Origin of the sequence: Lewinella cohaerens DSM 23179, from assembly GCF_000379805.1 — a bacterium.
Classification (GTDB): domain Bacteria; phylum Bacteroidota; class Bacteroidia; order Chitinophagales; family Saprospiraceae; genus Lewinella; species Lewinella cohaerens.
Genome location: NZ_KB903562.1, coordinates 1 through 26,145 on the forward strand (window position 1 = coordinate 1; position 26,145 = coordinate 26,145).

Below are 26,145 nucleotides of genomic sequence, written 5' to 3' on the forward strand. Positions count from 1 at the left end.
TATCCATTGGAAGAATAGTTTGTACCTATCCATGTGCCAGAACCACTTGCTCTATACTGATAATCTGCAAAAGTTGCACTTCCATTGTAGTTCAAAGTAGCAGTTGTGTTAGCTATATTACTTGAACCTACTTCATTTGCAGTAGGAGCATTACAGCCACCGCCACATGGCGCACAAGAGCCACCGCAGTCAACACCGGTCTCATTTCCATTCTGGATGCCGTCATTACACGTAGCACCACCACCGCCGCCGCCGCCGCCAGCGCATCCCGATGATAAGCAATTTGCATTGGCTACACTATTGCGAATAACATTTCCTGGCTGAGGGCCAAAACCTACATTGAAGCTGATTCCTGGACCACCCGCAAGATGGCAATAAGACATTATAGAACCACCGCCGGCAGGATTACCAGGAGACCCACAACTTCCTTCTACGGTATAGCACCCGTCAATAGCAGTATTATTCCCGTTCCATACACAGGCATGTGTATGATAAGAACCAAATAAGTGACCAAACTCATGGGTTATTACCCCCACAGACCAAGAATAGGTAGGAACAGCACTGTAAGTATTGTTAATGGCCGCAAAACAAAGACTTAAATCTACATTGGCATTACAAAGTCCAGCATAGTAATTGGCTACACCACCACTGGTCCTGTAAGAAAGCAGAATTCCAAGGTCACCATTGATATTGTTGGTATTGGCAGCGAAAGAATTTAGCATAGTGACACTGGTGTTAGCAACAAAGGGGCTGGCTACATCCCAGACTACTATTTGAGAAACCACTGTTGCAATTTGTTCATTAGCGTACAAGGTACTTACCTGATTCATTAAACCAGTAACATAGTTAGTAGCACCTGCTGTGCCTCCCTTTTCATCGTGAATATCTTTGTCCACTTCAACGTAAAATCGAACGCAATCACCCACGTCTCTGGTGCTTTCATCAAATTCAAGTTGTTCGTCGCGGTATACGCCCCCATCATACTCAGTACCACATTCGATACCTAAATCTGATAAGACATTTGCATCGTCATAAATGATATGCTTTTGATCAGAAGTTCTGTTCTGGAGCTTTCCGATAACAAGGTTCCCCTCATCGGAACTTATAAGTCCTTTCACTTCATCCTTGTAAATACTGATAGCAGCTATTGAGTTGTTGTCACCTTTGATAATGCCTCGGTAGTGGAGCCCGGTGTTGACATCAACAACCGAATTATCAGAACGCTGCATTACGGTAAAGTCCGAACTAAAAATGTCCACTGCTACAAGTTCTAGTTCCATACTTTCCCTGAAATTAATGGGAATAGAAAGTGTCATTGCAGAAGGCATATCACGAATCAATACCGCCAATGCTTCATCATCAATATCAAAAAGATCATACTCTTCAACCTGCCTATCGACTTGATCAAGGCTTCTGGAGGTTACTAGATCTATATTAAAAATATCTACTTCTTGAAAATGGGGTGTCCTGTATTTTGATTGAGCTACAAGATCAATAGGTTTTCTTGATTCTGTTTGGCTAAAACCGCTGAATGTCAACATGGTTGCCAGTACAACCAAGGTGAAAAATTTAAATTTCATGCTATACGATTTAATAAAGTAAATAAATGAGTGGTTTGGCTGGAAAAATAGCAGCAGAAGTATTCACCTCTATTTTCTATTCATTTATGTTAACTTTAAAACTTGACGGTGACGCTTAGAGCGTTCAGAGCTTGTTTTGGACGGTTCGTAGCGAGAATCAAGGAATTAGGGTTCTGACGAAGCTGCAAAATTCGCGTTTAGCGGGCTAAACGAATATTTCGCAGCGAAGTCAGGTCCGTAAAACCTTAATTCGCAGCAGGAACAAGTCTCAAACATGCTCTCAGACTAAATTAAAAACCAAAGTGTAACTCGACGATGTATTAATAGTAACAAGATTCCAATCAAACCAGTGTCTTTAAAGGTAGTTTATTACAGTTGACAATAAATAAATTAGATAAGGCAATGTGATGAGTTGGGCGAATTGTGTGATAAGGCGCTTTTTTTATCGAAATGCCGTTGAAATTATCGTAATTACCCCCTTGTATTCATGACCTCGCGACTAAGCAGTCCCCCCAACAAGCTAAAATGAAAATTTTAGTAGATGATTACATTGTTTGGTACTTTGAAAGGCGAGACATGAAGTATTAATTACACCGACCATACATGCAAGAACAAAAAATAGAACTATCCGTAATAAGTGAGCAAAGGGGAATCCAGTTAAATGCTACCGTATTTCCCATCATCTGTCCTAAATGTAACAACTATTTTGAAGAGTTATATCACCACAAATCATCAAGATATGGCTTTGTAGGAGCGGTGTCATGTAGTTGTGGAGAGAGGGTTAACTTGATTGATAGTGACAACTTAGTAGATTATATAAAGTGTCACACAAAGAAAAAATCCGTTGTCTTGGACTTCAGGACGCTATTTCAACTAGAACCGAAAAATATCAAACAGCTAAAAAAACAATTAGGTTACGATCTATTTAAGCATCATATGAATCAAACGATAGCCTTGTCTGACTTGGTTGAAAGCATAGAAAAAGAAACGGGAATCACCGCAATTCCTATTAAGAGTAAAATCCCGTTACCCGTAGAGGTAAAAAAGTGGATAGCCTTATTAAGGGCGCCCTCACTCTCCATAAACACCTTGGCGGACAGGCGTCAATGAAGCTTCCTCTTCAGCAGTATACAAGCGAGACTTTATCACAAAACGGATGCCCATTGGTATCTCTAAAGAGAAACTTGCGCCTCTTCCTTCTACAACATCGACTGTTAGTTGCGTGTGTTTCCAGTATTCAAATTGGTCTTTTGACATATAGAAATCACAGTGGTGTACTTTTCCAAGCCAAATGTCAATTTCGTTAATCATCAGATCTCCTTTAGGAAAACACATAGGCGAGGAACCGTCACAGCAGCCGCCACTTTGGTGAAAGATTAACTCACCATGCTCTTCTCGCAATTGATCAACTACCTTTTCAGCTTTCACTGTTATCAATACTCGTTCTATCATTTTATAATATATATAGGTATCGGACCCCTAAAAGGAACCCGATACCGTGAAACTGTCTATGGTCTACTTTCTAAAAGAAGCCTAAAGCATTCTTATCATAAGAAATCAGCATGTTCTTGGTCTGACGATAGTGGTTGAGCATCATCTTGTGAGTTTCACGACCGATACCTGATTTTTTGTAACCACCAAACGGCGCATGAGCAGGATAAGCATGGTAGCAATTCACCCAAACTCGGCCAGCTTGTACAGCTCTTGATATCTGATAAGCTTGGTGCATATCTCTGGTCCAGACACCTGCCCCTAAGCCATAAAGCGTATCATTTGCAATTTCGATGGCTTCCGCTTCATCTTTGAACGTCGTAACACAAACCACAGGGCCAAAAATTTCTTCCTGGAAAACCCGCATTTTGTTGTTGCCTTTCAGGATAGTTGGCTGAATATAGTAGCCGCCTTCCAAACCGTCATTTACTGCCGCAGCACCACCGGTTAAAACCTCACAACCCTCTTCTTTTCCGATCTTGATATAATTTAAAATCTTCTCGTATTGGTCATTAGAAGCTTGCGCTCCCATCATGGTATTCGGATCAAGTGGGTGGCCTAGTTTTATAGCATTAGTGCGTTCCACTACACGCTCAATGAAAGCGTCGAAAATACTCTCCTGCACCAGGATACGAGAAGGGCAAGTACAAACTTCTCCTTGGTTGAGGGCAAACATTACTGCTCCTTCTAGACACTTATCGAAAAATGCATCGTCGGCATCCATTACACTTTCGAAGAAAATATTTGGTGATTTCCCACCCAATTCTAGTGTTACCGGAATAATATTTTTAGAAGCATACTGCATAATCAACTGCCCGGTAGTCGTCTCACCTGTGAATGCAATTTTATTGATCCGAGGACTAGAGGCCAGTGGTTTTCCTGCTTCAAGGCCAAATCCATTTACGATATTCAATACACCGTCTGGCAAAATTCCTTGAATCAATTCTGCTAAGATCATGATCCCTACAGGTGTTTGTTCTGCTGGCTTTAACACCACACAATTACCCGCAGCCAAAGCTGGTGCAATTTTCCAGGTTGCCATCAGAATTGGGAAATTCCAGGGGATGATCTGGCCAACAACACCTAATGGCTCAAGAACATTCATAGAAATGGTTGAAGCGTCCAATTCACTCACCGACCCTTCCTCTGCTCGGATAACACCTGCGAAATACCGGAAATGGTCAATCGCCAAAGGCATATCGGCAGCGGTTGTTTCTCTAAGTGCTTTGCCGTTGTCCCAGGTTTCTGCACGAGCCAAAACCTCTAAGTTTGCTTCCATCACATCTGCAATCTTCAGCAGCATATTACTTCGTTCGGTAACCGAAGAAGTATTCCACTTGGGAGCAGCAGCCCACGCGGCATCAAGTGCCAAGTCAATGTCTTCCGCTGTAGATCGTGCTATTTTTGTAAATGCTTTACCATCTACAGGGGAAATGTTTTCGAAGTACTGTCCTTTTACAGGAGCAACCCATTTACCTCCGATATAATTATCATATTGATTTTTGAACGTTGGCTTATCTACCGCAATACGCTCAATTGTTGCTACATCACTCATGTCTTTAGTGTTTTTTGATTAATAATTTTTATGTCATTTTTCTTTCACAGAGGAAATTAAAACCCGATATCCTCCGTTGATGTAAAATTATATTCGCCAACCTACTTTATGTTGTCGAATCCTATCAATCATGTGAACAATCCTTGCAAAGTGGCTACATTTTTCCCTTTTGCCTATGAAAATTTTGAATACCACATCGTTTTATTGATCTTTATTGGGTAATTTGATAGATATCAGAAATTAGTACTGAATGCTGTTGCCAAATAAGTTTTTGAAAAATCGTCGGTTGGAAACCCTGGTAGAAAATCAGACTTCTTATGCTGTTGAAAGTGCAGCCATGCACGTATTTGAAACCCATCAAGAAGCAGAGCAAATTCTACTTAAGTTTAATGAGCCCGTACTGGCGAGTATGTTGGTTGGCAAAAAGGTGATGCACCTCGAGAACATGACTGCGTTTGATTTCTTGCCCGGAGAATCCTTGGTCTTACCCTCCAACGAAGTGATGTGTATTGATTTTCCGGAAGCTCAAATGGATAACCCGACGAAGTGTCTTGCAATGACCATTGCAGAAGATAAGATCAGAGAGACCGTCAATTTTTTAAATGAAAGTCGAGCGAAAGTAGATGATGAGTGGCAGTTTACAGATTACAATTTCCACTTCACCAATGATATTGCTATTCAGCAGATTATACACCGCCTCTTATTTTTGTTTACAGAAGATCATCTCTCCAAAGATGTTTTTGCAGATTTCATGCTGCGCGAGCTGATTATCCGAATATTACAAACCGAAGCAAAAAAAATATACACAGAAAAGACGATGCAGCTAAGCAGCACTCATCGCTTGGCTTATATTATTGAATACATTAGAAAAAACCTAAGCAAAAACTTAACCATTAAGGAGTTAAGCGACAAGGTGTTTATGAGTGAGTCGAATTTTCATAGGGTTTTTAAAAATGAGTTAAACATCTCTCCTATTGACTTCATCAATAATGAACGGATCAAATTAGCGACAAGCCTATTGCAAGACCCTAATAACAAGATCAAAGACGTTTATTCAGCATGTGGCTTTAATAGTTTATCCTACTTTATCCGAATGTTTAAAAGGAAAGAGCAGCTTTCGCCGAAAGAGTATCAATCTAAATTGCAGAGATAATAGACGCTAAGCCTCTAGCTTAATTATTTATATTTGTCCCCACAATTAGTCAATGTCTACAAGGGTGCGACTTACATTCTGCTTATGATAGATTTATCTCATGCTGAGGATCAAATTCACTGTGTCACGAACTTTCAAGACCTCGTTTCCACGCCTTTTTATGGAAAAATGAATGCGATTTGTTGGAGCCGCAAACTGATAGGTGATTTTGCTGAGATTGTTAAAAAAGTAGAATTAAACGAAAATATAGTAACACTTGATCCAGAGAAACTTCGTGAACTTGAGTTGAGTGAACAAGGGCAGCTCGCTCGCGAAATTCTTCTAAATGACTTGAATATACTGGAAGCGTATGGCGCAGCTCCAACCCTTAATATCATCAAGTGTTACGAGAGAGATGATAGCTTCCCGTTTTTGCCAACCGATGTTTATTCTTTTCATGTAGATCGCTCTCCTGTACCAACCGATACCTTTTTATGCACTTATCATGGCGAGTCGAGTGACATATTGCCAAACGCACAAGCCACGCAGAAAGTACTCATTCCTGAAATACGAGATAAACTCAAAGAGCTACACGATGGAGCAGATGAAGATTTTGAATCGTTCTTAAGTGAATATTTCTTTGATTTACATTACCAAGCTAAGCCTACTGCAACCCCTGTCAACTTGGGCCTTGGTCATTTATGGAGGTTGGCAATTGATCATCCTGAAAGTAAAGTTCCTCCTTGTCTTCACCGTGCGCCAAAGGAGAAAAACGGAGAGCATCGGTTGTTGTTGATCTGTTGAATACAAATCAATTCATCAAATTCATTTGCCAGTTAGCTCATTTCTCCTATTGACCTTATAATCAATAGCTTCCTATCCCCTATTTGAGATCGTCGTAGAAGGGTTTTTTATTGAGAATAATTGCAGCTCTTTTTCTTTAGAAAGGTTTGGCAAGAAAATTTTAACTGAGTAAAATGTATCATCAAATTAGTATCTCTTAGCGGCCATATCCTCATCCAGAAACCCTGAATACCAACTTCTTCCAGTATCTCTCCCAATTCCCTCCTCCCTAATGACAAATTGTCAGGTAAAACCCTTACCTTTGTCGCCGCAAAATGAGGAAGTATGTATAATGACAATCCTACCCTAGAGGGCATCACCAAGCATGTGGATGAAACCAAGCAGGGAGAAGTATTTTTCACAGAAGGAAACACAGGCGACAAGCATTTCTATATTGAAAGCTATGGCTGCCAGATGAATTTCAGCGACAGCGAGATTGTGGCCTCTATTCTGGGGGACGCTGGCTATCAGCCAACCCGCAATATGGAAATCGCCGACCTCATCTTGATCAACACTTGTTCCATCCGGGAAAAGGCAGAGGATACCGTGCGCAAACGCTTGCGTATTTTCGATAAAGTAAAGCGCCAGCGTCCTGGTACAATGGTCGGTGTTCTTGGCTGTATGGCAGAACGCCTCAAAAGCAAATTCCTCGAAGAAGAGCAGTTGGTAGACCTTGTGGTAGGGCCAGATGCTTATCGCGATCTACCAAACTTGGTTGCAGGAGCAGAAGAAGGCGACAAAGGCGTTAATGTATTCTTGAGTCGTGAGGAAACCTATGCTGATATTAGTCCGCTGCGCCTCAACAGCAACGGCATCACCGCTTTCATCTCTATTATGCGGGGATGTGACAATATGTGCTCATTTTGCGTTGTACCCTTCACACGTGGCCGCGAACGTAGCCGTAGTGCTTTCAGTATTATTGCGGAAGCGACCGATCTGTTCAATCGCGGTTTTCGCGAGGTAACCCTCTTGGGGCAGAATGTAGACAGCTACAAATGGGAAAACCCAGAGACGAGTACCAACGTCAATTTTGCGGATTTACTCAAAATGGTCGCGCATGTTCACCCTGATCTGAGAATTCGTTTTAGTACCAGCCACCCTAAAGACATCACCGATGATGTACTTTACACGATGGCCAAGTACGAGAATATTTGTAAATACATCCACCTTCCTGTACAGTCTGGCAGCAGCCGCGTACTAGAGTTGATGAATCGCACCTATACCCGCGAATGGTACATGGATAAAGTGCGTCGGATTTACGAAATCATGCCTGACTGTGCTATTAGTTCTGATGTGATCTCCGGATTTTGTACCGAAACGGAAGAAGAACATCAGGAAACATTAAGTGTGATGGAGTTTGCCAACTACAGCATGTCCTACATGTTCTTTTATTCTGAACGGCCAGGAACAGTAGCAGCACGTAAGTATGAGGATGATATTCCACTCGAAGTCAAGAAACGTCGTTTACAGGAAATTATCGACCTGCAGACTCCTATGAGTTACCGCCACAATCAGAAAGATATTGGCAAGACGTTTAAGGTTTTAATTGAAGGAGAATCCAAGCGTTCTGATGCCGACTGGAAAGGGAGGAATTCTCAGAACAAGATGGTCGTTTTTGCCAAAAAGGGCGTCCACTCAGCAGGTGACTACGTTTACGTAAAAATTAACAAAGCAACCAGTGCTACCTTGATCGGCGAAATGGTTGCCGGGCCTGATGCCTGAAGTTAGAGCGCGTTCAACACGGCAGAAGCGGAGCTAAAGTTCCAATTATTTTTTGGCGCAATATAAAGAGCAATATGGCTGATCAAATTCAGCGGATTAAACAGAGGTATGGAATCATTGGTCGCACAGAGGCCCTTGATCGTGCACTTGATACTGCGCTGCGAGTTGCCAGTACCGATTTGAGTGTGCTCATTACAGGTGAGAGTGGGGTTGGTAAAGAAATATTTTCTCGGATTATTCACGACAATAGTCCTCGTAAACACGAAGGCTTTATCGCTATCAACTGTGGTGCTATACCGGAAGGAACCATCAACTCCGAGCTGTTTGGCCACGAAAAAGGAGCATTTACAGGAGCAGCCGGAGAGCGCAAAGGTTACTTTGAGACCTATGATGGTGGTACCATTTTTCTGGATGAAATCGGGGAAATGCCACTCAATACGCAAACCTTTCTATTGCGGATACTAGAGTCTGGAGAGTTTGTGCGGGTCGGTAGCAATAAAGTTCAAAGAACCAGCTTACGCATTATAGCAGCCACCAATGTCAACCTGCGGGAAAATGTCCAGAAAGGCAAGTTTAGAGAAGACCTTTATTTTCGGTTAAACACAGTGCCTATTCAGCTGCCGCCACTGCGAGAGCGGCGCGAAGATATCTACCTCTTATTCCGCAGGTTTGCCCTTGATTTTGCAGAAAAATACCGATTGGAGCCCCTGGAGCTGACACAGGATGCACGACGGTTGCTGGAGAACTACAGTTGGCCAGGTAATATTCGTGAACTCAAAAATGTTGCCGACCAGTTAAGTATTCTCTCTGAAGAACGTAATATTGATAGTGTTGCCCTTCAGCGAAAGATGCCGCAATTAAACCAGCGTCACCTCCCCTCAATAGCAGGGCCAAGTGGTGCTGACGGCCTCCAGGAAAGAGAGATTCTTTACAAGGTCTTATTTGACATGAAAAAAGACCTCAATGATCTTAAATCATTGGTGTTTGAACTCATATCGACCAACAACCTGGAAATGCCCGATGCACAGCAGATGAAGAATCTCCGCCTTCCCGAAGGTAGCAGCACTGCTAGTGTTATACAGCGCATGGAAGAAGAGTTTCCTGAAAGCCACACTCCTTCACCGCAGCCGAGCTACCCTCCCAGGAATTTCCCCGAAGACGATGAAGACTATGAGCCGATCATCCTGAGCAATAATCAGCGGCGGCAGTATGACGAGAGTGAAATCGTAGAAGAGAACCTCAGCTTGGAGGACAATGAACGGCAACTCATTAATAAAGCCCTCGAAAAGCACCAAGGTCATCGCCGGGAAGCAGCGCTGGATTTGGGTATTTCAGAAAGAACCCTCTATCGTAAGATCGAAAAATACGGTCTTTAAAAGAGAAGCAAAAATAGTACACCATGATGTTGATCAAGCAAGCCCGTATTGTTAACCGGGGCACCATTACTGAAGGAGATATCCTCATTAAGGACGGGAGAATTATAAAAGTAGGTCGTGATATCTCAGCTCCCGAAGCAAAAGTAATTGATGCCAAAGGTCAGCTTGCCATTCCTGGTATTATTGACGATCAAGTACATTTTCGCGAACCCGGATTGACCCATAAAGGGGAAATCTACACCGAAGCCAAGGCCGCCGTCGCCGGAGGGACAACCAGCTTCATGGAGATGCCTAATGTTAAGCCCGCTACCCTCACCCAAGAATTGCTGGAAGCCAAATACCAACGTGCAGCACAATGCTCCTTGGCGAATTACTCGTTCTACATGGGCGCTTCCAATGACAACATCGAAGAAGTCCTCAAAACCAACCCCAAAAACGTTTGTGGCGTAAAAATATTCATGGGTTCCAGTACCGGCAATATGCTGGTTGACAACAGAAAGACCCTTGACAATTTGTTTTCCAAAGTACCTATGCTCATTGCTACGCACTGTGAAGACGAAGCGACCATTCGTGCCAATATTGCCAAAGTAAAAGCAGCTTATGGAGAGGATGTCCCCATGGAATTACATCCGATTATCCGTTCTGTAGAGGGTTGCTACAAATCTTCCAGCATGGCGGTTTCTTTAGCTAAAAAGCATAATACTCGTCTGCATATCCTGCATATTTCTACAAAGGATGAATTGGCTTTGTTCCGCAACGATATTCCACTCGAAGAGAAACGTATTACTGCAGAAGTATGTGTGCACCACCTCTTTTTCAATAGCGAAGATTACGCCACCAAAGGGGTAAATATCAAGTGGAACCCTGCCATTAAAGGTCGCGTTCATCAAGAGGCCTTGTTTCCTGCTTTACTTAGCAATAAACTCGATGTGATTGCAACTGACCATGCCCCTCACCTACCGAGTGAAAAAGCCAATAGTTACTTTAATTGTCCATCAGGAGGCCCTCTCGTGCAGCATGCACTAAATGTTATGCTCGATTTTTACCATAAAGGCCAAATAAGCATTGAAAGAATCGTAGAAAAAATGTGTCACGCCCCTGCCGTTTGCTACGAACTCCAAGATCGTGGCTACCTGGAAGAAGGCCAATGGGCAGATATCGCCCTGGTTGATGAGCAGGCCAGTTGGACTGTAAAGCCTGACAATATCCTCTACAAATGCGGCTGGTCACCATTCGAGGACTACACCTTTAAAGGCAAGGTAAATACAACCATTGTAAGCGGCCACCTGGCCTATCACGAAGGCAAGTTTGATGAAACGCAGTGGGGCCAGCGCTTGACCTTTGATCGGGATTAAAAAGGCGAAGATATTGCAAACTAAAATTAGGAATGCGAGAGAATATCTAATTGAACTTGCCAGAGAAGTCTGCTGGAATGAATTGGCTACTGATAAGAGCTATTATGTCATTACCACAATAAATCCAGATTCTTATGTTAAGAATAGACTACTTCGGGTAATTATCAGGAACCTATTATTAACCAAGAGAAGGAGAAGTATTACAGAGGTTTCAAACTACTTGGACTCCAGGCTTAATGATATTTATCTCATAGAGCTACACGTCCTTAAAGCAAAGTCAGATTCCACCATATTTGAAGTTGCTATTTTATACAAGAGTGCACTCGATACTAATTTCCGACAGCAGATAAAAGATGAATCACCTGCAATTTATCAAAATATTACAATGCCTCCTCCTAATCATCCAGAGAGGGCAAAAGAAAAATTTGATATAAATTGGCAATTAGCGTTTTACGGATATTAGGAATCTGATGACATCATCAACGATGCTTCCGTTAAGCAAAAATCAAGAATCCGTTACAATTACCCACAAAAACGCCCCTTCCGTAAATCAGCCCTCCTATTTAACAGTAGTACGCTAAAATTTAGATAATTTAGGCCGCCCGTTTTACGTTTTACAGACTGCTAAATCCTCTTATGCCGCTTAATAGATTATCCTTATTCTTGCTTTGTACCCTGCTCAGTTGGTCTCCCCTACTGGCGCAGCATTTTTTTCCTGTTAAGCTCAATAAACAATGGGGATTGATCAATACTTCGGGGCAGTTGGTTCAGCCTGCCATTTATGATGCTATCGGAGAATTCAAGCACTTTGGCTATGCAGTTATGCAAAAAAACGGCCTCGTCGGCTTACTAGGCCCCAATGGGAAAGAGAGCTTACCTGCTCAATACGATGATATTAAAGTACTAGACAACCGGCTGGTAGCTGTCATGGAAAACAGCGAATGGCGTGTGATCAACCACCTTGGTAAAACAGTACTCGACAAGGGCTATCAGAGGGTTCAAATCTTGACCCCTGGCTTTTTAAAATACCAGACAAAAGGAAAATGGGGCTTGATAAAAGACAATGGTGATCAGGTCATTGCCCCAGAATACGACAAGATAGAGCTACAGGACGAACACTATTTTCTTACGCAAAAAGCCGATCAGCTAGGCTTGGTCAATAAGCGAGGAACGATCTTAATTCACGATATAGCCACTGATATTAAAGTCAGTGAAACAGGCTTGATCTTTTACCGAAAGGGGCGTTTTTGGGGGGCTGTCAGCGAGGCAGGCACCGACGAAATACCCGCCGTTTATGAATCCTACCAAGTCCTTAGTGAGGATTTCATTAAGCTTTTCGCCGGAGCACAAAAACACTTTTACTCACGGACCTGTGCCGCATTGGTCAAGCCTAACAAGTACAATGACTTCTATGCTTTTTCTGCTGATTTTGTAGTTGCCAAACAAGGGCAGCGACTCGGATTACTAAATGCTTGCGGCCACCAGGTGTTGCCACCACTGTATCAGGAAATACAAGCTTATGGCCCTGGTCTCTTTCGCGTAAATTTCGACGGAAGCTGGGGAGTTGTCAACGAATACAACCAGGCTATTATCCCTCTGGCTTATCAGTATATATCTCCCATGCAGGAGAACGTTTGCATCGTCAAACAACAGCAATTGTTTGGGGTGCTCAATGTTCATGGCGACACCTTAGTACCCATTGCTTTTAACCGTATTGAACTCTCCCCTCAAGAAGCAAAAGCCTACCGCAATACGGCAAATGACCAGGAAGAGTTGTCCTTTTTTTCGTTCAGTAAAGATGGAAAGTTACTTGAGAACGATCAGTTCAATCAACATGTCCGAATAAAAATAACCGGCGCAGAAGAAACTGTCACCGCTAAAGGAGAAGACACGGCCGATTATCAACTAAAAACCTTTGAGTGGTTTTATGAGCCTACAACAGATCGCTGGGGCCTAAGAAACATTTTCACTGGAGAAGTACAAGTAGAACCTACTTTTGACTTTATCAAAGTCGACAAGGAACTCGGCTATACGATTGTTGGAATATGGAAGTCAAATGATTACGAATTTGAGCGCAGCAGCTTTAGGTTTGATATGATCTTTGGCCTAGTCCTCAATGACCTGGGGATTTTGGTGACAGAAGTAGATTTCCTTGATTTGCGATTAGAAGATTTTCGCGAAGGCTACCCTACCGCACGGGTTGTTTTTTCTAACGGTCGCCACGGATTAATAGACCAAATTGGTAGAATCATCAGAAAAGACATCACCTATATTGGTGAATTTGAAGATGGCCTTGCTCGCGTAAGTTTTACAGGCAAGCTTACCGGTAGCCGCACACCAGTGCATTCTCTCGGCCAATTGAGAACCTACCTCAATGGTATTCTGTCGCCTAATTACATGCTTGACTATACGCAATATGACCAATTGTTTCAGCAAAATGCCTCCCTCACTTGTGAAGGCTGTGAATGGGGCTATATCGACACGCTTGGGCAGGTAAAAATCAAACCCGCATATAGTTATGTCGAAAAAATGCTCAACGGTGCTGGTCTTGTCAATTGTGAAGGAAAATGGGGCATGGTCAATACCGAAGGCCAGGAATTGATTGCTTGCCAGTACGACAAAATAGAATTCCTGAAAAGTACCGGCAATACCATGGTCAGGGTTTATTTAGAACAACCCAAATATGGATTGATCGATACCCTTGGGCAACTTACGGTGAGTGCTATTTATGAAGAAATCGGCTCTTTTTCCGATGGCCGATTAGCTGTAAAAAAAGACAACCGCTGGGGTTTTGTCGACCGCAACGGGCGAGAAGTGATCCCCTGCCGCTTTCAGGAAGTCCAAGATTTTAGTGAAGGAAAAGCCGCTGTAAGAATTGGCAACACCTGGGGTTTTATCGACATAGACGGAGATACCGTCATTCCTTTTCAATACCATGAAGCGGGGAATTTCAGAACAGGGCTCGCCTGGGTAAAGAAAGATAAGCAAGTAGGTTTCATTGATGAAACAGAAGCTTTTGTAATCGCCCCAGGCTATGATCAGGCTTTCGATTTCCAACAGGGAGTTGCAAGGGTAATCATTGATCAAAAGTATGGCTTAATTGATCAAACAGGTCGTTTTTTGGTACGCCCACGGTTTGCCGAAATCAGTGCTTATGACGATCACGGGCTGGCCATCATGAAGCACGGAAAAGACCAGGCTCATTACGGTTTAATCAACACCGAAGGGCAGGTGATTACCAATGCGGATTATAAAATAATTCATCCTTTCAGGGAGTCTTTAGCCAGGGTTAGAACTCGCCAGGGCTATGGTTTTATTGATACAACCGGCCGAGTTGTAATTTCTCCTGAATACAGCAAGGTTGGTGATTTTCACGAAGGCCGAGCTATGGTACAACGCAACAACAAGTGTGGTTATATCGACCAGACTGGCGCCCTTGTGATTCCTTGTGCTTATTCACGCTGTCAGGACTTTAGCGGAGGCCGTGCGGTTGTTTACCAAGGGATCAAGAACGCAGGTATCGTTGATCTTGATGGCCAATTAATTGTGGCTCCTAGCCTCGATCGCCTCCTCGAATTCCAGGAAGGCCGCGGCTTGATGCGCGACGAAAAATACCGCTTCTACTATATTACCGAACAGACCAACCTCTACGATGGCTACTACGAACGAGCCAGCGCTTTCCGGCACGGTGTAGCTGTTGTACAGATTGATGGCAAATGGGGCATCATCAACCAGAAAGGAATCGAGATCATTCCTCCTAAATACGACCACATTGATTCCTTCGAGGGTGGTTACGCCAAGGTGAAAATTGAAGGCTACAACGGCCTCAGCAATCTAAACGGCGATTTGATAGTACAACCCAACTACGAGTTTATCTCCTACGCCGGCGAAGGCCTCTTCCGAGTAGAGCAAGGCGACAAAATTGGCTACTTCGATAGCGAAGGAAAATGGGTTTGGGAGTTGAATAAGTAATGTGAGATTTAGCTTTTTTGTCTACAATAAAAAAACCTGTAATCAAGTGATTGATTACAGGTTTTTTTTAGAAAAACTGGTACAATGTTGAGTACAGGGTAATCAAAACACCCTATACCTTATACTAAGTACCCAGTACCTAAAACTTAAGGCTTAACCTCACGCGACTTAGCAAAGTCACCAGCCTTGATTACGACCATCTTTTCAGGATCGAGGTACTTCTGCATCGCTGCATTGATCTCCTCGATGCTTAGGGCCATAACCTTTGCTTCCAACTCAGCGTCCCATTCCATGTTGCGCTTAAGGAAAAGGTTTTCGTTCAAGGCACCAGCCAGGGAACCATCCTGGGCACGAGTTACTTGCTGCTTTTGCATCCAACCACTTTTAGCTGCGACCAGCTCTTCGTCGTTGTAACCATCCGCTAATACTTTTTCGATTTCTTCGAAGAAAGCTTTTTCTACAGCAGCTACATTTTCAGGAGCAAAGAACGCATAACCACCTAAAGTAGCTGATTCGTCCTGTTCATCGGCATTGAAGAAAGAACCTACACCGTAGCTAAGACCATCCTGTTGACGGATACGGTCTGCCAGGCGAGACTTCAAGGCACCACCACCAAGCATATAGTTACCCATGAGTACCGCAGGGTAATCAGGGTGAGAAGTGCTGATAGGCATTGATTGTCCAGCAAGGAACCAAGCATTGGCTTTGTCTGGTGTTTCAAATTCTACATTCTGCTTTTCTGGCTGGTAGAACTCATCTTTCAGACGCTCGTAGTTACTTGGGCTTTCCCAATTGGCAAAGTTTTCTTCGAGGGCTTGTGTAACAGCGGCTTCATCGAAATCACCTACAACAGCGATCGTTGCATCAGAAGCACCGTAGAAGTCTTTGTAGAAAGCCTTCACTTCGTCAAGGGTAAGCGCATTGATGGCCGCTACTTCTTCGTCAAAAGTCATCGTATAGCGTGGATCAGATTTGCTATGGTTAGACATTCTGCGATTCAATTCCGTAATTGCAATAGCCTGTGGTTCAGAACGATTCTGTTCCAAAGAGGCCAATTCTTCTTGCTTGATGGTCTCGAATTCTTCCGCAGGGAAGGTAGGTTCTTGTAGCATTTCACTTACCAGGTCAATCACAGCAGGAAGCTGGTCACGCTCTGTTTCGATGATAGCGTAAGCACCTTCTGCTCCACCACCAATTCTCACCGATGCCTTCAATTCTACCAACTTGTCTTCCAGCTCCTGGCGAGTCATAGACGAGGTGCCCTTGTTCAACATCATGCCGGCAAAAGAAGCGGCCATTTGCTTGTTCTCCAAGCTTTTCATTGTACCGTAACGCAAGGACAACCGAGCTCTTACAGCATCTGCACGCGTTTCCTTCGATAAGAAAGCGTATTCCAGTGAATTCTTAAACTCACCTGTTTTTGTTCTGGAATCGATGTTTTCGTAGGTAGCTTCAAAAACTTCACCTTCTGAAGCCAATGCACGACCTTCGTAACCATCAACCATTGCACTGATATTAGGAACATCAGGAATGTCTGCTCGTTCTGGCTTTTCCGTAGGGATAAAACGACCTACGGTGCGGTTGCTCGGCAAAAAGTACTTACCTGCTGCTGCTGCAACTTGGTCAACGTCTACTTGTTCCAGACGATCACGATAAATGAACCCAAGGCGCCAGTCACCTTGCGCAATGTATTCACTGATCAAAGTACCTACGCGTGCGCTTTCACGCATCCGCAAGTTGAAGTCTTTAAGCAGTTTGTTTTTAGCGCGTTCAACTTCCTCTGCTGACGGAGGATTGTCTTTTACCGCATCAAGGGTAGAAAGCATGGCCATTTTGGCTTCGTCCAGGTCCTTGTCCTTTAATACATCGGCATTGAAATAGGCAAAACCAGGTTCTGCCAATTCAGCAGCCCAGCCCCATTGGCTTGAAGCCTTGCCGCTTTCAACCAATGCTTTGTATAAACGGCCACTCGGCTCACTGGTCAACAGTTCTACCAATACATCTACTGCAGGGTAATCCTGGTGGCTACCCGGAGGAATGTGGTAGGCTGCACTTACCGCCTGAATGTCCCCTACCCGCTTCAAGTCAGCATAACGCTCACCATCCTGGATCGGCTCACGGGTGTAAGTAGGAATAAGCTCTCTATCAGGCGAAGGAATTTCCCCGAAAGTCTCCATGATCATTGTCATGGTTTTTGCCGGATCAAATTTACCTGCAACAATCAGGTAAGCATTGTCTGGCTGGTAGTACTTGCGGTAAAACCCTTGCAGGCGTTCGATGGGTACATTCTCAAGGTCAGCACGAGCACCGATCGTTGATTTACCATAATTGTGCCAGAGGTAAGAGGTAGACAAAACGCGCTCCATCAAAATTCCAGTTGGGCTATTTTCACCCATCTCAAATTCGTTACGAACAACGGTCATCTCACTTTTCAGATCTTCGCCAGAAATGTAAGAGTTTACCATACGGTCTGATTCCATTTCTAAAGCCCAGCGAAGATTTTCATCATTAGCGCTCACTGTTTCGAAGTAGTTGGTACGATCGTACCAGGTCGTTCCGTTAAAACGAGCACCACGTTCGTTGAGTTCCTTGGGGATGTCTTCGTGGTCAGGTGTGCCTTTAAACACCAAATGCTCCAGTAAGTGAGCCATGCCGGTCTCACCATAAGCTTCGTGGCGAGATCCTACCAGGTAAGTTACGTTTACGGTAACTGTTGGTTTTGAATTGTCAGGAAAGAGCAGAATTCGTAGTCCGTTCGCCTCAATTTGGTATTCGGTAATGCCTTCAACAGAGGCTAATTTCGTAACACCGTCAGGCATTGCACCATCCTGAGCATGCAGGGTGGTAAACAGATTACAAACCAGAGCAACTAAAAGTAGTGCCCCTAGTCGAGAAATCACATTCATTGTGTATATAACTTGGTTAAACAATTGTTTCAAAAGTACAATTAAAAGACACACTATACCACTATTTGGTTTAGCTATCCCGCAAGATGCTGTACAAAGGTTCTGAATTGATGCGATTAGTTCCAGCTTGTTGCCTGAAGTTTCATTTTTGCAGCAAGTTCGGGTCCTAAATATCTGTCAATTATAGCATGAGCCCAATACAATGCAGGTGTCAAAACAACGGCCATCATAAACTTGTAGGTGTACTGCACGGTGGCTACAGCGAGCAGCTGCCCCCAGCTCCAAGGCTCAAATTGCCCGGTGATAGCAGGGCCCCATTTAAAGGCAATGATTAATACCACAAACGTATCTACCAGCTGAGAAATAACGGTCGAACCTGTTGCACGCAACCATATTTTCTGCTCTCCGGTAGCTTTTTTAATACGGTGAAAACTCACTACATCTGTCAACTGTGCCAATAAAAAAGCGGAAAGTGAAGCGACAATAATCAACAAGCCTTGCCCAAATACCGCCCCAAATGCCTTTTGCATATCCGGCACGCCAGCACTCTGGTATTGGGTTTGCCACCAATCAGCGGGAGCAAGCCATATCGCTGCAAAAATCATAAGAAAAGCATAGGTAATAAGCCCCGCCGTGAGTATGGTCAACAGCCGAATACCTCTCTTTCCGTAATATTCGTTGATGATATCTGTCATAATAAAAACCACTGGCCAGAGAAGAACACCCGCTGAGAACTGTAGCGCACCTTCCTGACCAAAAAGGTTAAAGTTGAAAGGCTCCCAACCAAAAGTGTCTTCAAGCGCGAATATTTTAACACCGATAAATTCTGCAACCAAGGTGTTGGCCACAAAAAAACCTGCAAGAATAATGAAAAGTAAGGTCGGGCGATGGGCTCCTACATTAGCATAAGCGATATCCCCCTTAGAAGTGCCTTCGTTTTCAGTCGTCATTGACATATTATTTTGATTCTCTATTATTTTTTGTGGTCAACCTCGTGTAAAATAGTATTTTTCCACATTAGTTCAGTTAAGCACCTCCTTAGCGAAATGTGCTTAGCCTTAAATTTGCTCTGATGTCTATAAAAAATGCGCTTTTGTCTCTTTTTGCTTTCCTCTCCTTTTACGGCATGAATGCACAGGCCATCATTAGCCACCAACTACGCGTTGCTGACTCCACTCAGCTACATGCTCTGTTTACTGCGGATGGGCACCAGTTTTTTGGCCTTACTCAATATATCCATGATGATACCGTGGGTTTTCAAATTCGCAATCTTTCAACAACAAAGACCTTTTTGCTGTCTAATATCAGTTTTCTTGGCCTGGCAACAGCATCTTTTAGCACCGTAGAGGAACCAACGCCCGTCGAGCCCGAGGATGAAGAATGGATAAGAGAAAAATATCCAATGCCGCTCAATCAGCTCCTTTATTCGGCTACAGCTATTCCCTACGCCAGTAAAGGCACCTATCGCAATACCATGATTTTAGTCAATCAGGTGGATTCCAAAATCAGCAAGAACTTTAGCTTTAGCGGCGGGGCACTTGTCCCTGCCTTACTCATGGGGCGTTTGCAGGCTCATGCTTCGGCTTCCGACATGCTGCACATTGGGCTGGCAGTACAGCAATACGTAATTCTCTGGGATGAACAGTCGGCTACTCATCCTTACGCAATGGTCACGGTAGGGCAACGAGATCGCTATCTTAACTTTACAATGGGCTATTGGATTGATCGTTATGGCTTCCGATCCAGCGATCATTACCCGATGGTTACCCTCGGTGGATCTTTTGCGTTTGCGCAAGATTGGCGCTTCTTTGTGGAAGGTGCAGCAGTTTTCCAAACGTATGACAACCTTATGCTACCTTCCTTTAATTTCTCCAACAGGCGACGGAAAAGTGTTTTGGAGTTCGGCGTTTTGGCTATACCTGATACAGATTTTCCATTATTGCCATTACTCTCTTACCAAAGAATATTTTAGAATTCTGGGCAGCTGCCTGCGCCTGTCGGCTCGCCATCACGCTATCCGCTCTTTCCGCACCCCGCTTGGGCGGGGAATGCGGAACCGCTGCTATCGCTGCCGCTGCTCTCCCGATGAATCGGGATCCGCCGTGCTACGCTATTCGCTACGCACCTTAGTATTGCGCAGAAAACAAACTCCGAATCGCTTTTTATTTTCGTGCTATTCCTTAGCGCATTGATCTGACTTTAAAATCAAACACATCAGGTCGATGATAATGCCCTGCCGCGCTGAAATCGTACCTGCTTTGGATGACTTCATCCAGATCAACAGTAGTCGTCAAAACGCCTTCTTTGTTCCAAAGCGGGCCTGTTATCACCTCACCTAAAGGCGATACAATAACACTCCCACCAAGGCAACAATCTTCTTCTACCTGCGCCAATTCCCGCCACTCATTTGGATAGTCAGATTTCCTAAAATACTGATTGGCGCCCAGTACAAAGCAGCGGCTTTCTTGAGCAATATGCTGCAAAATTGGCAACCAGGTAGTTCGCGCATCGGCCGTAGGTGCCAGATAAATTTGAATTCCCTGCTGATAGAGTGCCATTCTTGCCAAAGGCATCAGGTTCTCCCAACAGATCAAACCTCCTATTTTGCCCAAAGCGGTAGGATAAACCTTGAGGTCACTAGCACTGCCTTCTCCCCAAATCAAGCGCTCGCTGCCGGTTGGCTTCAGCTTTCGGTGGCAGCCCACAAAACCATCCGCAGGCGAAAAGTAAAGCAAACTACAGTAAAGGGCACTGGCTTGCTCATCACGCTCGGTTACGCCCATAACGATAAACATCTCGTACTTTTTTGCCATAGCAGCCAATCGCTCACAATGACCATCGTTAACTGCTACGCTATTATCCCAATAGGCTTGCCAAGTCTTCCTCCCTTCTTGAGTCCGACGCCCTATCACAGCCCCAAAATCAAACCCACGAGGATAACCGGGGAGATAAGACTCCGGAAAAAGTAAGAGGCTGACCCCCTCAGCAGCCTCTTCTGCTACTATTGCTTCAGTTTTTTCGAGTGTCGCTTCTAAATCAAAAAAAACGGGCGTACTTTGCACCACTCCTACTTTAAACCTCTTCATGTTATGTTGCTTGAAATTCATCCAGACAATCCCTCAGAACGCAAAATACGGCAGGTTGTCGACGTATTAGAAAAAGACGGGGTCATAATTTATCCTACGGATACCGTTTACGCCTTGGGCTGTGACCTTTTTAGTAAAAAAGGCTTGGAGAAAATTGCGCGCATCAGAGGAGTCAATCCTAGTAAAGCACGATTTTCTTTCATTTGCGAAAACTTCAGTCAGCTTGCGGAATACGCGGCACAAATTGACAACGAGGTGTTTCGTCTCATGAAGCAGCTCTTGCCTGGCCCTTATACTTTCATCCTGAAAGCCAGCCACCAGGTGCCGAAAATCATTCAAGGCCGTCGTGCAAGTATTGGGGTTAGGGTTCCTGATAACAATATCCCATTGGAGATCGTCCGCATGCTTGGCAGGCCCATCATCACGGCATCCCTGAAAACAGATGCAGAAGAAGATGTTCTCGAATACCTCACCGACACCTACGATATTGAAGAGCGCTTCGGCAAGCTAGTTGATATTATTATCGATGGCGGTGCAGGGGGCAATGAAGGGTCAACGGTGATTGATTGCACCACTAGTCCACCAGAACTAATCAGAGAAGGAGCCGGGCCAATTGATCTTTAGTCTTTCCCTTAACAACAAAGAATGACGCATAATTACCAGGGTAAGAAAGTACTAATTACCGGCAGTTCCCGAGGAATCGGTAGAGCAACGGCTCAATTATTTGCCAAGGCAGGCGCTCATGTGGTTATTCATTACCATCAAAACGAGGCAGCTGCCCAAGAGGCATTGTCTTCTCTCGCAGGGGAAGGGCACCACGTATTACAAGCTGATTTGGCAGTAGCATCTTCCGTTCGAAGTTTAGTGAAAGCAGCACATACCCAGTTAAATGGCTTGGACATCCTCGTCAATAACGCAGGGGTCTTCCTCCCCCACCCTTTTGAGTCTACACCTTACGAAGAATGGCTGGACACCTGGCAACGTACGATTAATACCAACCTTACCGGTGCCGCAGTAGCAGCCTATACGGCTGCAGAATTCATGAAGGTACAAGGGGCAGGTAAGATTATCAACGTAGGCAGCCGAGGGGCTTTTCGAGGCGAGGCCGGCCAACCTGGTTATGGAGCCAGCAAAGCGGCTTTACATGCAATGGGACAAAGTTTGGCGCAAGCCTTAGGCCCTCATGGTATTACGGTACACAATGTAGCCCCTGGCTTTGTAGAGACCGCCATGGCGAGGCCACATTTACAAGGAGAAGCAGGCGAAGCCGTTAAACGACAAAGTCCGTTAAACAGAGTCGCCAGCGTGATGGATGTCGCTCAAGCAATCCTCTATCTGGCAAGCCCTGAAGCCGCATTTACGACGGGCTGCATTCTGGATATCAACGGAGCTTCTTATTTGAGGACTTAGTTGAACCTAGGAAAGGGCAAGCGCAATTGTTATTTGACATACAGTGATCTTACCCATTTGTATAAATACATTCACGCATTTACACAACCGGTCGCGACTGATTAGAGACAGGCCCAATTGCCGCTATCCATCATTCTTATTCAAAATCTTCAAGCCTTCCCTCACGGTAAGCGGAGGCAAAACGTGTTGATCGATAAACTCCCCCACTGTCCGCGGTGCTGTTTTCGAATACTGCCGCAATGCCCAGCCGGCACCTTTCTGTACAAAAAACTCCTTGCTATCTGCCCGACTAAGAATATAATCAAACAATAGCTTCTCATTGGTCTTCTCTTTGGCATGAAGCTGAAAAATGATAGCAGAGCGTTGTAGCCAGATATTGTCAGCGTTGATCCAGCGCTCAGTGTACTCCCGCGTAAGCTGTTCCTTATCACGCATGATGGCCGCTGCCAGATGAGGAGCCAGCCAATCAACGGTATCCCACCAGGAAGTAGTAAGAATCAAGGTTTCAATAAGCGGCAACATCGTTTCCGGCAGCTTCTTTTTGACGGGAATCAAGATGTCTCCCAACATATACTGGAGTTCTCGTGGAGTGTTTGCAGCAAAACAGAATTTGGCGAGATGCTCCCAATCTTCTACTGCCGGCCGGCCAAATTCTTTCAACATCTCGCGAACAATATTTTTCCTGATAGGTGCTTTCACCCCTAAAAAGGTGAACTGATTGCGCATATAGGCCGTCATTTGCTCCGCACGATCAGCATCAGCCGCCGCCTGAAGACGTTCAAGTAAATACTGACAAAATGCATCAATATTCATATCCACCATGTTGTTTATAGTCTGTTTACTTCCAAAATTCCCACCACTTTTTAGCTGGACTCGCTATTTTTCGTTCAGTCGTAGGTTTAGCTGTTGGCGCACTAGGTTTGGGTGCCACCTTAGGCGGTTGGTTCCTTCTAGTAGGTACATCCGTGCTATACTGGTCGTACATCTCAATAAGGAAAGTCATTTTTGTCAGTGCATCAATATTGGCACGGGCATTTGGAATTGACGCCAAACGATAAAACTCATTGTCCAGGTCTTGCAGCGTAAATTCAATGTAGGGATTGTCCTTCGACAACATTTTGTCTTCCCGCAAAGGCATTACCTGTTCTTTTTCTTTTTTAAAGGAAATGGCTTTTACATTAGCGATCACTTGTGCATAATCTTCTTCTGTTAGCGGATCAACGACGTGCTGTAACTCATCAATAAGTGTGAATTTATCCGTAGCGATTTTATACATTTCACTATAAGCCAGCTCAAAGTTTTCTTCACCATGCCGGAAACTCACAACATCTGACTGCGCAAGAAATTGGCTGCCAAAAGGGTAAAAAACCAACACGCGTTTTTCCTTTTTCGTTTCCTTATCTGTCACCACAATATGGCCGGGGATAGCATATTTGTTAAAATCAAAGAACTGCGTACTAGCAATATGATCCACCAAAGAGCGGTACAAGCTCTCATCTGTAGTTGGATCTAGATGCTCATAAACTTTTGGTCCAACACTGTAGTTCATGAAACAGCCATTCATGGTGAGTACGTGTTGCTCTCCTCCTATTTTTTCTCGGAACATCGAAACGCCCAATAGTTTCATAGTGTCTATCCACTCCTCGTTAAACTTGGCCATGAAGGCAGCTGGTGACATCGGCCCTTCCTCATCTTCAGGATGCACGGTACTATTGGTTAATTCAGCAATAGCTGCCGCTGTAGCAATCCCTAATCGAAAATCTGTTTCGCTGGCGATAATATTCAACCCCACAGAATAAGCATCGTCTTGATACCGAAGACTTACCCCCCGGGTAGATTTATCTCTGACGTATAAACGGGTATTGTTTATTTCTTTATCATCCGTAACTTCTGCATTTACATACTTGGCATCCGGTTGAGCCAATTGTTTGGTAAGAGATCCGAAACTAACAACCTTGGGCGCAGGTATCGAAAAATAGTAACTCATGAGAACAGCGTGTTTTTTTTGATGTATATTTTTATTAGGAACAGCACGAAAATACTTATTCGTTAATTTATTGACTTTATCTTGAAAAGGTAACAATGGTTTTCTCTTGTATAGAAAACGTTCGGCAACCTCATAATACTTCCTCTTTCCCACAAGTTCCGCTTTTTTCTTGAAAGCGAATCATGAACTCACTACAAATTGTATTAGTTTTTATAAATTCCATACTTTCGCGTATCAAACTATTTAATCCTCTTTCTCTATGAAGCCATTAGCTGAGCGCATGCGTCCCCGACAACTGGAGGACTACGTAGGGCAAGACCACCTGGTGGCTCCCGGAGCTGTTTTAGAACGCGCGATTCGGTCGGGGCGTCTGCCTTCCTTTATTCTATGGGGCCCTCCTGGAGTAGGGAAAACGACCTTGGCGAAGATTATCGCCAACGAACTGGACATCCCCTTTTACACCCTCAGTGCCATTAATTCTGGTGTGAAAGATATTCGGGAAACCATTGAGAAAGCACGCCGCACTCAGTTTTTTGACCAGCCTAATCCGGTACTTTTTATTGATGAGATTCATCGCTTCAGTAAGTCACAACAAGATAGTTTATTGGGGGCTGTCGAAAAAGGAATTGTTACGCTGATAGGCGCCACCACTGAAAACCCCAGTTTTGAAGTCAACGCAGCTTTACTTTCGCGGGCACAGGTTTATGTGCTAAAAGAACTCGACGCCGAGGCTTTGAAGACCATGGTAGACAAAGCGCTTAAGGAAGATGAATACCTGAGTAAACAAGCCATTGAAGTAAAAGACTATGAGGCTATCTTACACTTGTGTGGAGGAGACGGGAGAAGGCTTTACAACATCCTTGAGTTGGTTTGTAGCGAAGTAGAACCTGGTGAACAGCTTATCATTGATAATGATCTTGTACGCCAGCGCGTGCAGGAAAATATGACCCGTTTTGACAAAGGCGGGGAGCAGCATTATGATATTGCCAGTGCATTGATCAAAAGTATTCGTGGCAGCGACCCCAATGCAGCAGTCTATTGGTTGGCACGCTTAATTGAAGGAGGGGAAGATGTCAAGTTCATCGCTCGCCGGCTGATTATTTCTGCTTCTGAAGATATTGGTTTGGCCAATCCCAATGCTTTACTGATGGCCACGACGGCATTCCAGGCTGCTCAGGCGGTAGGCTTTCCGGAGTCTCGTATTATTCTTTCCCAAGCAGCCGTATATCTCGCTACTTCACCAAAAAGTAACGCCAGTTATCTGGCTATCAACCAAGCTCAGAAGACCGTTAAAGAAACGGGTACTTTGGGCGTACCCCTCCCTATACGCAACGCCCCTACCCGATTGATGAAAGATCTCGATTACGGTGTGGGTTACAAATACTCCCACGATTTCCCCGGCAACTTTGTAGAACAAGAGTTTTTACCTGAAGAAATAAAGGGCAAAGTGTTTTACAAACCTCAAAACAACCCTGCAGAAAGAAAGATCTGGCAGCAATTAGCTGCTTGGTGGAAAGGGAAATATGGGTATAAGTAGTTTTTTAGTGCGGGGTGCGGTAAATATTTCCGACTTCCGACTTTAGTTCCAGATGCTTTGTGCCAACGTTTTCACACTTGCACCATTCCAACCTTTACACATTTTTAGTACGGGTGCGGAAAACACTTCCCACTTTTCACAAAACAGTCTATCTTTTCGCCATTCTTCTGGTTCCAGAAGTAGGTTTTTAGAA

At 44.2% G+C, this 26,145-nt stretch carries 20 protein-coding genes; 12 read left to right on the forward strand and 8 right to left on the reverse strand.

Features of this window, described 5'->3' with window-relative positions:
- Positions 1-1,580 (reverse strand): M12 family metallo-peptidase (locus A3EU_RS0120950; RefSeq protein ID WP_020538160.1); only part of this gene is annotated, 1,580 nt, incomplete at its 3' end.
- A gap of 603 nt (positions 1,581-2,183) precedes the next feature.
- On the opposite strand from A3EU_RS0120950, the gene A3EU_RS0120960 reads away from it, so the two are divergent.
- Positions 2,184-2,690, forward strand: a complete 507-nt coding sequence (locus A3EU_RS0120960) for a hypothetical protein (RefSeq protein ID WP_026211509.1) — start codon at positions 2,184-2,186, stop codon at positions 2,688-2,690.
- Here A3EU_RS0120960 and A3EU_RS0120965 read toward each other — a convergent pair.
- Complete coding sequence (locus A3EU_RS0120965; RefSeq protein WP_026211510.1) at positions 2,652-3,032, reverse strand: DUF779 domain-containing protein; 381 nt, start codon at positions 3,030-3,032, stop codon at positions 2,652-2,654. The genes A3EU_RS0120960 and A3EU_RS0120965 overlap by 39 nt on opposite strands.
- A 70-nt stretch (positions 3,033-3,102) precedes the next feature.
- Positions 3,103-4,626 (reverse strand): aldehyde dehydrogenase family protein, encoded by a 1,524-nt coding sequence (locus A3EU_RS0120970; RefSeq protein ID WP_020538163.1) that lies wholly within the window; start codon positions 4,624-4,626, stop codon positions 3,103-3,105.
- Positions 4,627-4,876: 250 nt separating this feature from the next.
- On the opposite strand from A3EU_RS0120970, the gene A3EU_RS0120980 reads away from it, so the two are divergent.
- The 7 genes from A3EU_RS0120980 to A3EU_RS0121010 all read left to right on the forward strand — a co-directional run bounded on the left by A3EU_RS0120980 (position 4,877) and on the right by A3EU_RS0121010 (position 15,026).
- Complete coding sequence (locus A3EU_RS0120980) at positions 4,877-5,779, forward strand: AraC family transcriptional regulator (protein WP_020538165.1); 903 nt, start codon at positions 4,877-4,879, stop codon at positions 5,777-5,779.
- An 84-nt stretch (positions 5,780-5,863) separates the two neighbouring features.
- A complete protein-coding gene (locus A3EU_RS0120985; protein WP_026211511.1) occupies positions 5,864-6,562 on the forward strand; it encodes a hypothetical protein in 699 nt (232 codons plus the stop codon).
- A 324-nt stretch (positions 6,563-6,886) separates the two neighbouring features.
- Positions 6,887-8,323, forward strand: coding sequence for a tRNA (N6-isopentenyl adenosine(37)-C2)-methylthiotransferase MiaB (gene miaB, locus A3EU_RS0120990; RefSeq protein WP_020538167.1), 1,437 nt, complete (start codon positions 6,887-6,889; stop codon positions 8,321-8,323).
- A gap of 74 nt (positions 8,324-8,397) precedes the next feature.
- The gene (locus A3EU_RS0120995) at positions 8,398-9,699 is read left to right on the forward strand and encodes a sigma-54 interaction domain-containing protein (RefSeq protein WP_020538168.1); all 1,302 of its coding nucleotides are present in this window, start codon (positions 8,398-8,400) and stop codon (positions 9,697-9,699) included.
- 23 nt (positions 9,700-9,722) lie between these two features.
- Positions 9,723-11,054 carry a dihydroorotase gene (locus A3EU_RS0121000; protein ID WP_020538169.1) on the forward strand — a complete coding sequence of 444 codons (1,332 nt, stop codon included), beginning with the start codon at positions 9,723-9,725 and terminating at the stop codon, positions 11,052-11,054.
- Positions 11,055-11,067: 13 nt separating this feature from the next.
- Entirely contained in the window at positions 11,068-11,517 is a 450-nt protein-coding gene (locus A3EU_RS0121005; RefSeq protein ID WP_020538170.1) for a hypothetical protein, read from the forward strand.
- 173 nt (positions 11,518-11,690) lie between these two features.
- On the forward strand, positions 11,691-15,026 hold the full coding sequence (locus A3EU_RS0121010) for a WG repeat-containing protein (protein WP_044086287.1): 3,336 nt from the start codon (positions 11,691-11,693) through the stop codon (positions 15,024-15,026).
- Between the two features lie 146 nt (positions 15,027-15,172).
- Here A3EU_RS0121010 and A3EU_RS0121015 read toward each other — a convergent pair whose 3' ends face one another.
- Positions 15,173-17,932, reverse strand: coding sequence for a M16 family metallopeptidase (locus tag A3EU_RS0121015; protein ID WP_020538172.1), 2,760 nt, complete (start codon positions 17,930-17,932; stop codon positions 15,173-15,175).
- A 116-nt stretch (positions 17,933-18,048) separates the two neighbouring features.
- Positions 18,049-18,882 (reverse strand): queuosine precursor transporter, encoded by an 834-nt coding sequence (locus A3EU_RS0121020; RefSeq protein ID WP_020538173.1) that lies wholly within the window; start codon positions 18,880-18,882, stop codon positions 18,049-18,051.
- Positions 18,883-19,004: 122 nt separating this feature from the next.
- Between A3EU_RS0121020 and A3EU_RS0121025 the strand changes: the two genes are divergently transcribed.
- On the forward strand, positions 19,005-19,904 hold the full coding sequence (locus A3EU_RS0121025) for a hypothetical protein (protein WP_020538174.1): 900 nt from the start codon (positions 19,005-19,007) through the stop codon (positions 19,902-19,904).
- A 208-nt stretch (positions 19,905-20,112) separates the two neighbouring features.
- On the opposite strand, the gene A3EU_RS0121030 is transcribed toward A3EU_RS0121025, so the two are convergent.
- A complete protein-coding gene (locus A3EU_RS0121030) occupies positions 20,113-21,018 on the reverse strand; it encodes a carbon-nitrogen hydrolase family protein (protein ID WP_044086291.1) in 906 nt (301 codons plus the stop codon).
- A gap of 3 nt (positions 21,019-21,021) precedes the next feature.
- On the opposite strand from A3EU_RS0121030, the gene A3EU_RS0121035 reads away from it, so the two are divergent.
- Positions 21,022-21,642, forward strand: coding sequence for an L-threonylcarbamoyladenylate synthase (locus A3EU_RS0121035; RefSeq protein ID WP_020538176.1), 621 nt, complete (start codon positions 21,022-21,024; stop codon positions 21,640-21,642).
- Between the two features lie 21 nt (positions 21,643-21,663).
- Complete coding sequence (locus A3EU_RS0121040) at positions 21,664-22,428, forward strand: SDR family NAD(P)-dependent oxidoreductase (protein WP_020538177.1); 765 nt, start codon at positions 21,664-21,666, stop codon at positions 22,426-22,428.
- 123 nt (positions 22,429-22,551) lie between these two features.
- Here A3EU_RS0121040 and A3EU_RS0121045 read toward each other — a convergent pair whose 3' ends face one another.
- Together A3EU_RS0121045 and A3EU_RS0121050 are read right to left on the reverse strand one after the other, a co-directional pair.
- Positions 22,552-23,241: a DNA alkylation repair protein gene (locus tag A3EU_RS0121045; RefSeq protein WP_044086288.1), complete on the reverse strand. Its 690-nt coding sequence runs from the start codon at positions 23,239-23,241 to the stop codon at positions 22,552-22,554.
- Positions 23,242-23,266: 25 nt separating this feature from the next.
- On the reverse strand, positions 23,267-24,415 hold the full coding sequence (locus A3EU_RS0121050) for a hypothetical protein (protein ID WP_020538179.1): 1,149 nt from the start codon (positions 24,413-24,415) through the stop codon (positions 23,267-23,269).
- A gap of 259 nt (positions 24,416-24,674) precedes the next feature.
- On the opposite strand from A3EU_RS0121050, the gene A3EU_RS0121055 reads away from it, so the two are divergent.
- A complete protein-coding gene (locus A3EU_RS0121055) occupies positions 24,675-25,952 on the forward strand; it encodes a replication-associated recombination protein A (RefSeq protein ID WP_020538180.1) in 1,278 nt (425 codons plus the stop codon).
- Positions 25,953-26,145: the final 193 nt, after the last annotated feature.

What these genes read in the sequence shown, in the direction of transcription:
- A3EU_RS0120960 (WP_026211509.1), top strand. Translation starts at nt 2,184, where the DNA reads ATGCAAGAACAAAAAATAGAACTATCCGTAATAAGTGAGCAAAGGGGA.
- A3EU_RS0120965 (WP_026211510.1), bottom strand. Translation starts at nt 3,032, where the DNA reads ATGATAGAACGAGTATTGATAACAGTGAAAGCTGAAAAGGTAGTTGAT.
- A3EU_RS0120970 (WP_020538163.1), bottom strand. Translation starts at nt 4,626, where the DNA reads ATGAGTGATGTAGCAACAATTGAGCGTATTGCGGTAGATAAGCCAACG.
- A3EU_RS0120980 (WP_020538165.1), top strand. Translation starts at nt 4,877, where the DNA reads ATGCTGTTGCCAAATAAGTTTTTGAAAAATCGTCGGTTGGAAACCCTG.
- A3EU_RS0120985 (WP_026211511.1), top strand. Translation starts at nt 5,864, where the DNA reads ATGATAGATTTATCTCATGCTGAGGATCAAATTCACTGTGTCACGAAC.
- miaB (WP_020538167.1), top strand. Translation starts at nt 6,887, where the DNA reads ATGTATAATGACAATCCTACCCTAGAGGGCATCACCAAGCATGTGGAT.
- A3EU_RS0120995 (WP_020538168.1), top strand. Translation starts at nt 8,398, where the DNA reads ATGGCTGATCAAATTCAGCGGATTAAACAGAGGTATGGAATCATTGGT.
- A3EU_RS0121000 (WP_020538169.1), top strand. Translation starts at nt 9,723, where the DNA reads ATGATGTTGATCAAGCAAGCCCGTATTGTTAACCGGGGCACCATTACT.
- A3EU_RS0121010 (WP_044086287.1), top strand. Translation starts at nt 11,691, where the DNA reads ATGCCGCTTAATAGATTATCCTTATTCTTGCTTTGTACCCTGCTCAGT.
- A3EU_RS0121015 (WP_020538172.1), bottom strand. Translation starts at nt 17,932, where the DNA reads ATGAATGTGATTTCTCGACTAGGGGCACTACTTTTAGTTGCTCTGGTT.
- A3EU_RS0121020 (WP_020538173.1), bottom strand. Translation starts at nt 18,882, where the DNA reads ATGACGACTGAAAACGAAGGCACTTCTAAGGGGGATATCGCTTATGCT.
- A3EU_RS0121025 (WP_020538174.1), top strand. Translation starts at nt 19,005, where the DNA reads ATGTCTATAAAAAATGCGCTTTTGTCTCTTTTTGCTTTCCTCTCCTTT.
- A3EU_RS0121030 (WP_044086291.1), bottom strand. Translation starts at nt 21,018, where the DNA reads ATGAAGAGGTTTAAAGTAGGAGTGGTGCAAAGTACGCCCGTTTTTTTT.
- A3EU_RS0121035 (WP_020538176.1), top strand. Translation starts at nt 21,022, where the DNA reads ATGTTGCTTGAAATTCATCCAGACAATCCCTCAGAACGCAAAATACGG.
- A3EU_RS0121040 (WP_020538177.1), top strand. Translation starts at nt 21,664, where the DNA reads ATGACGCATAATTACCAGGGTAAGAAAGTACTAATTACCGGCAGTTCC.
- A3EU_RS0121045 (WP_044086288.1), bottom strand. Translation starts at nt 23,241, where the DNA reads ATGAATATTGATGCATTTTGTCAGTATTTACTTGAACGTCTTCAGGCG.
- A3EU_RS0121050 (WP_020538179.1), bottom strand. Translation starts at nt 24,415, where the DNA reads ATGAGTTACTATTTTTCGATACCTGCGCCCAAGGTTGTTAGTTTCGGA.
- A3EU_RS0121055 (WP_020538180.1), top strand. Translation starts at nt 24,675, where the DNA reads ATGAAGCCATTAGCTGAGCGCATGCGTCCCCGACAACTGGAGGACTAC.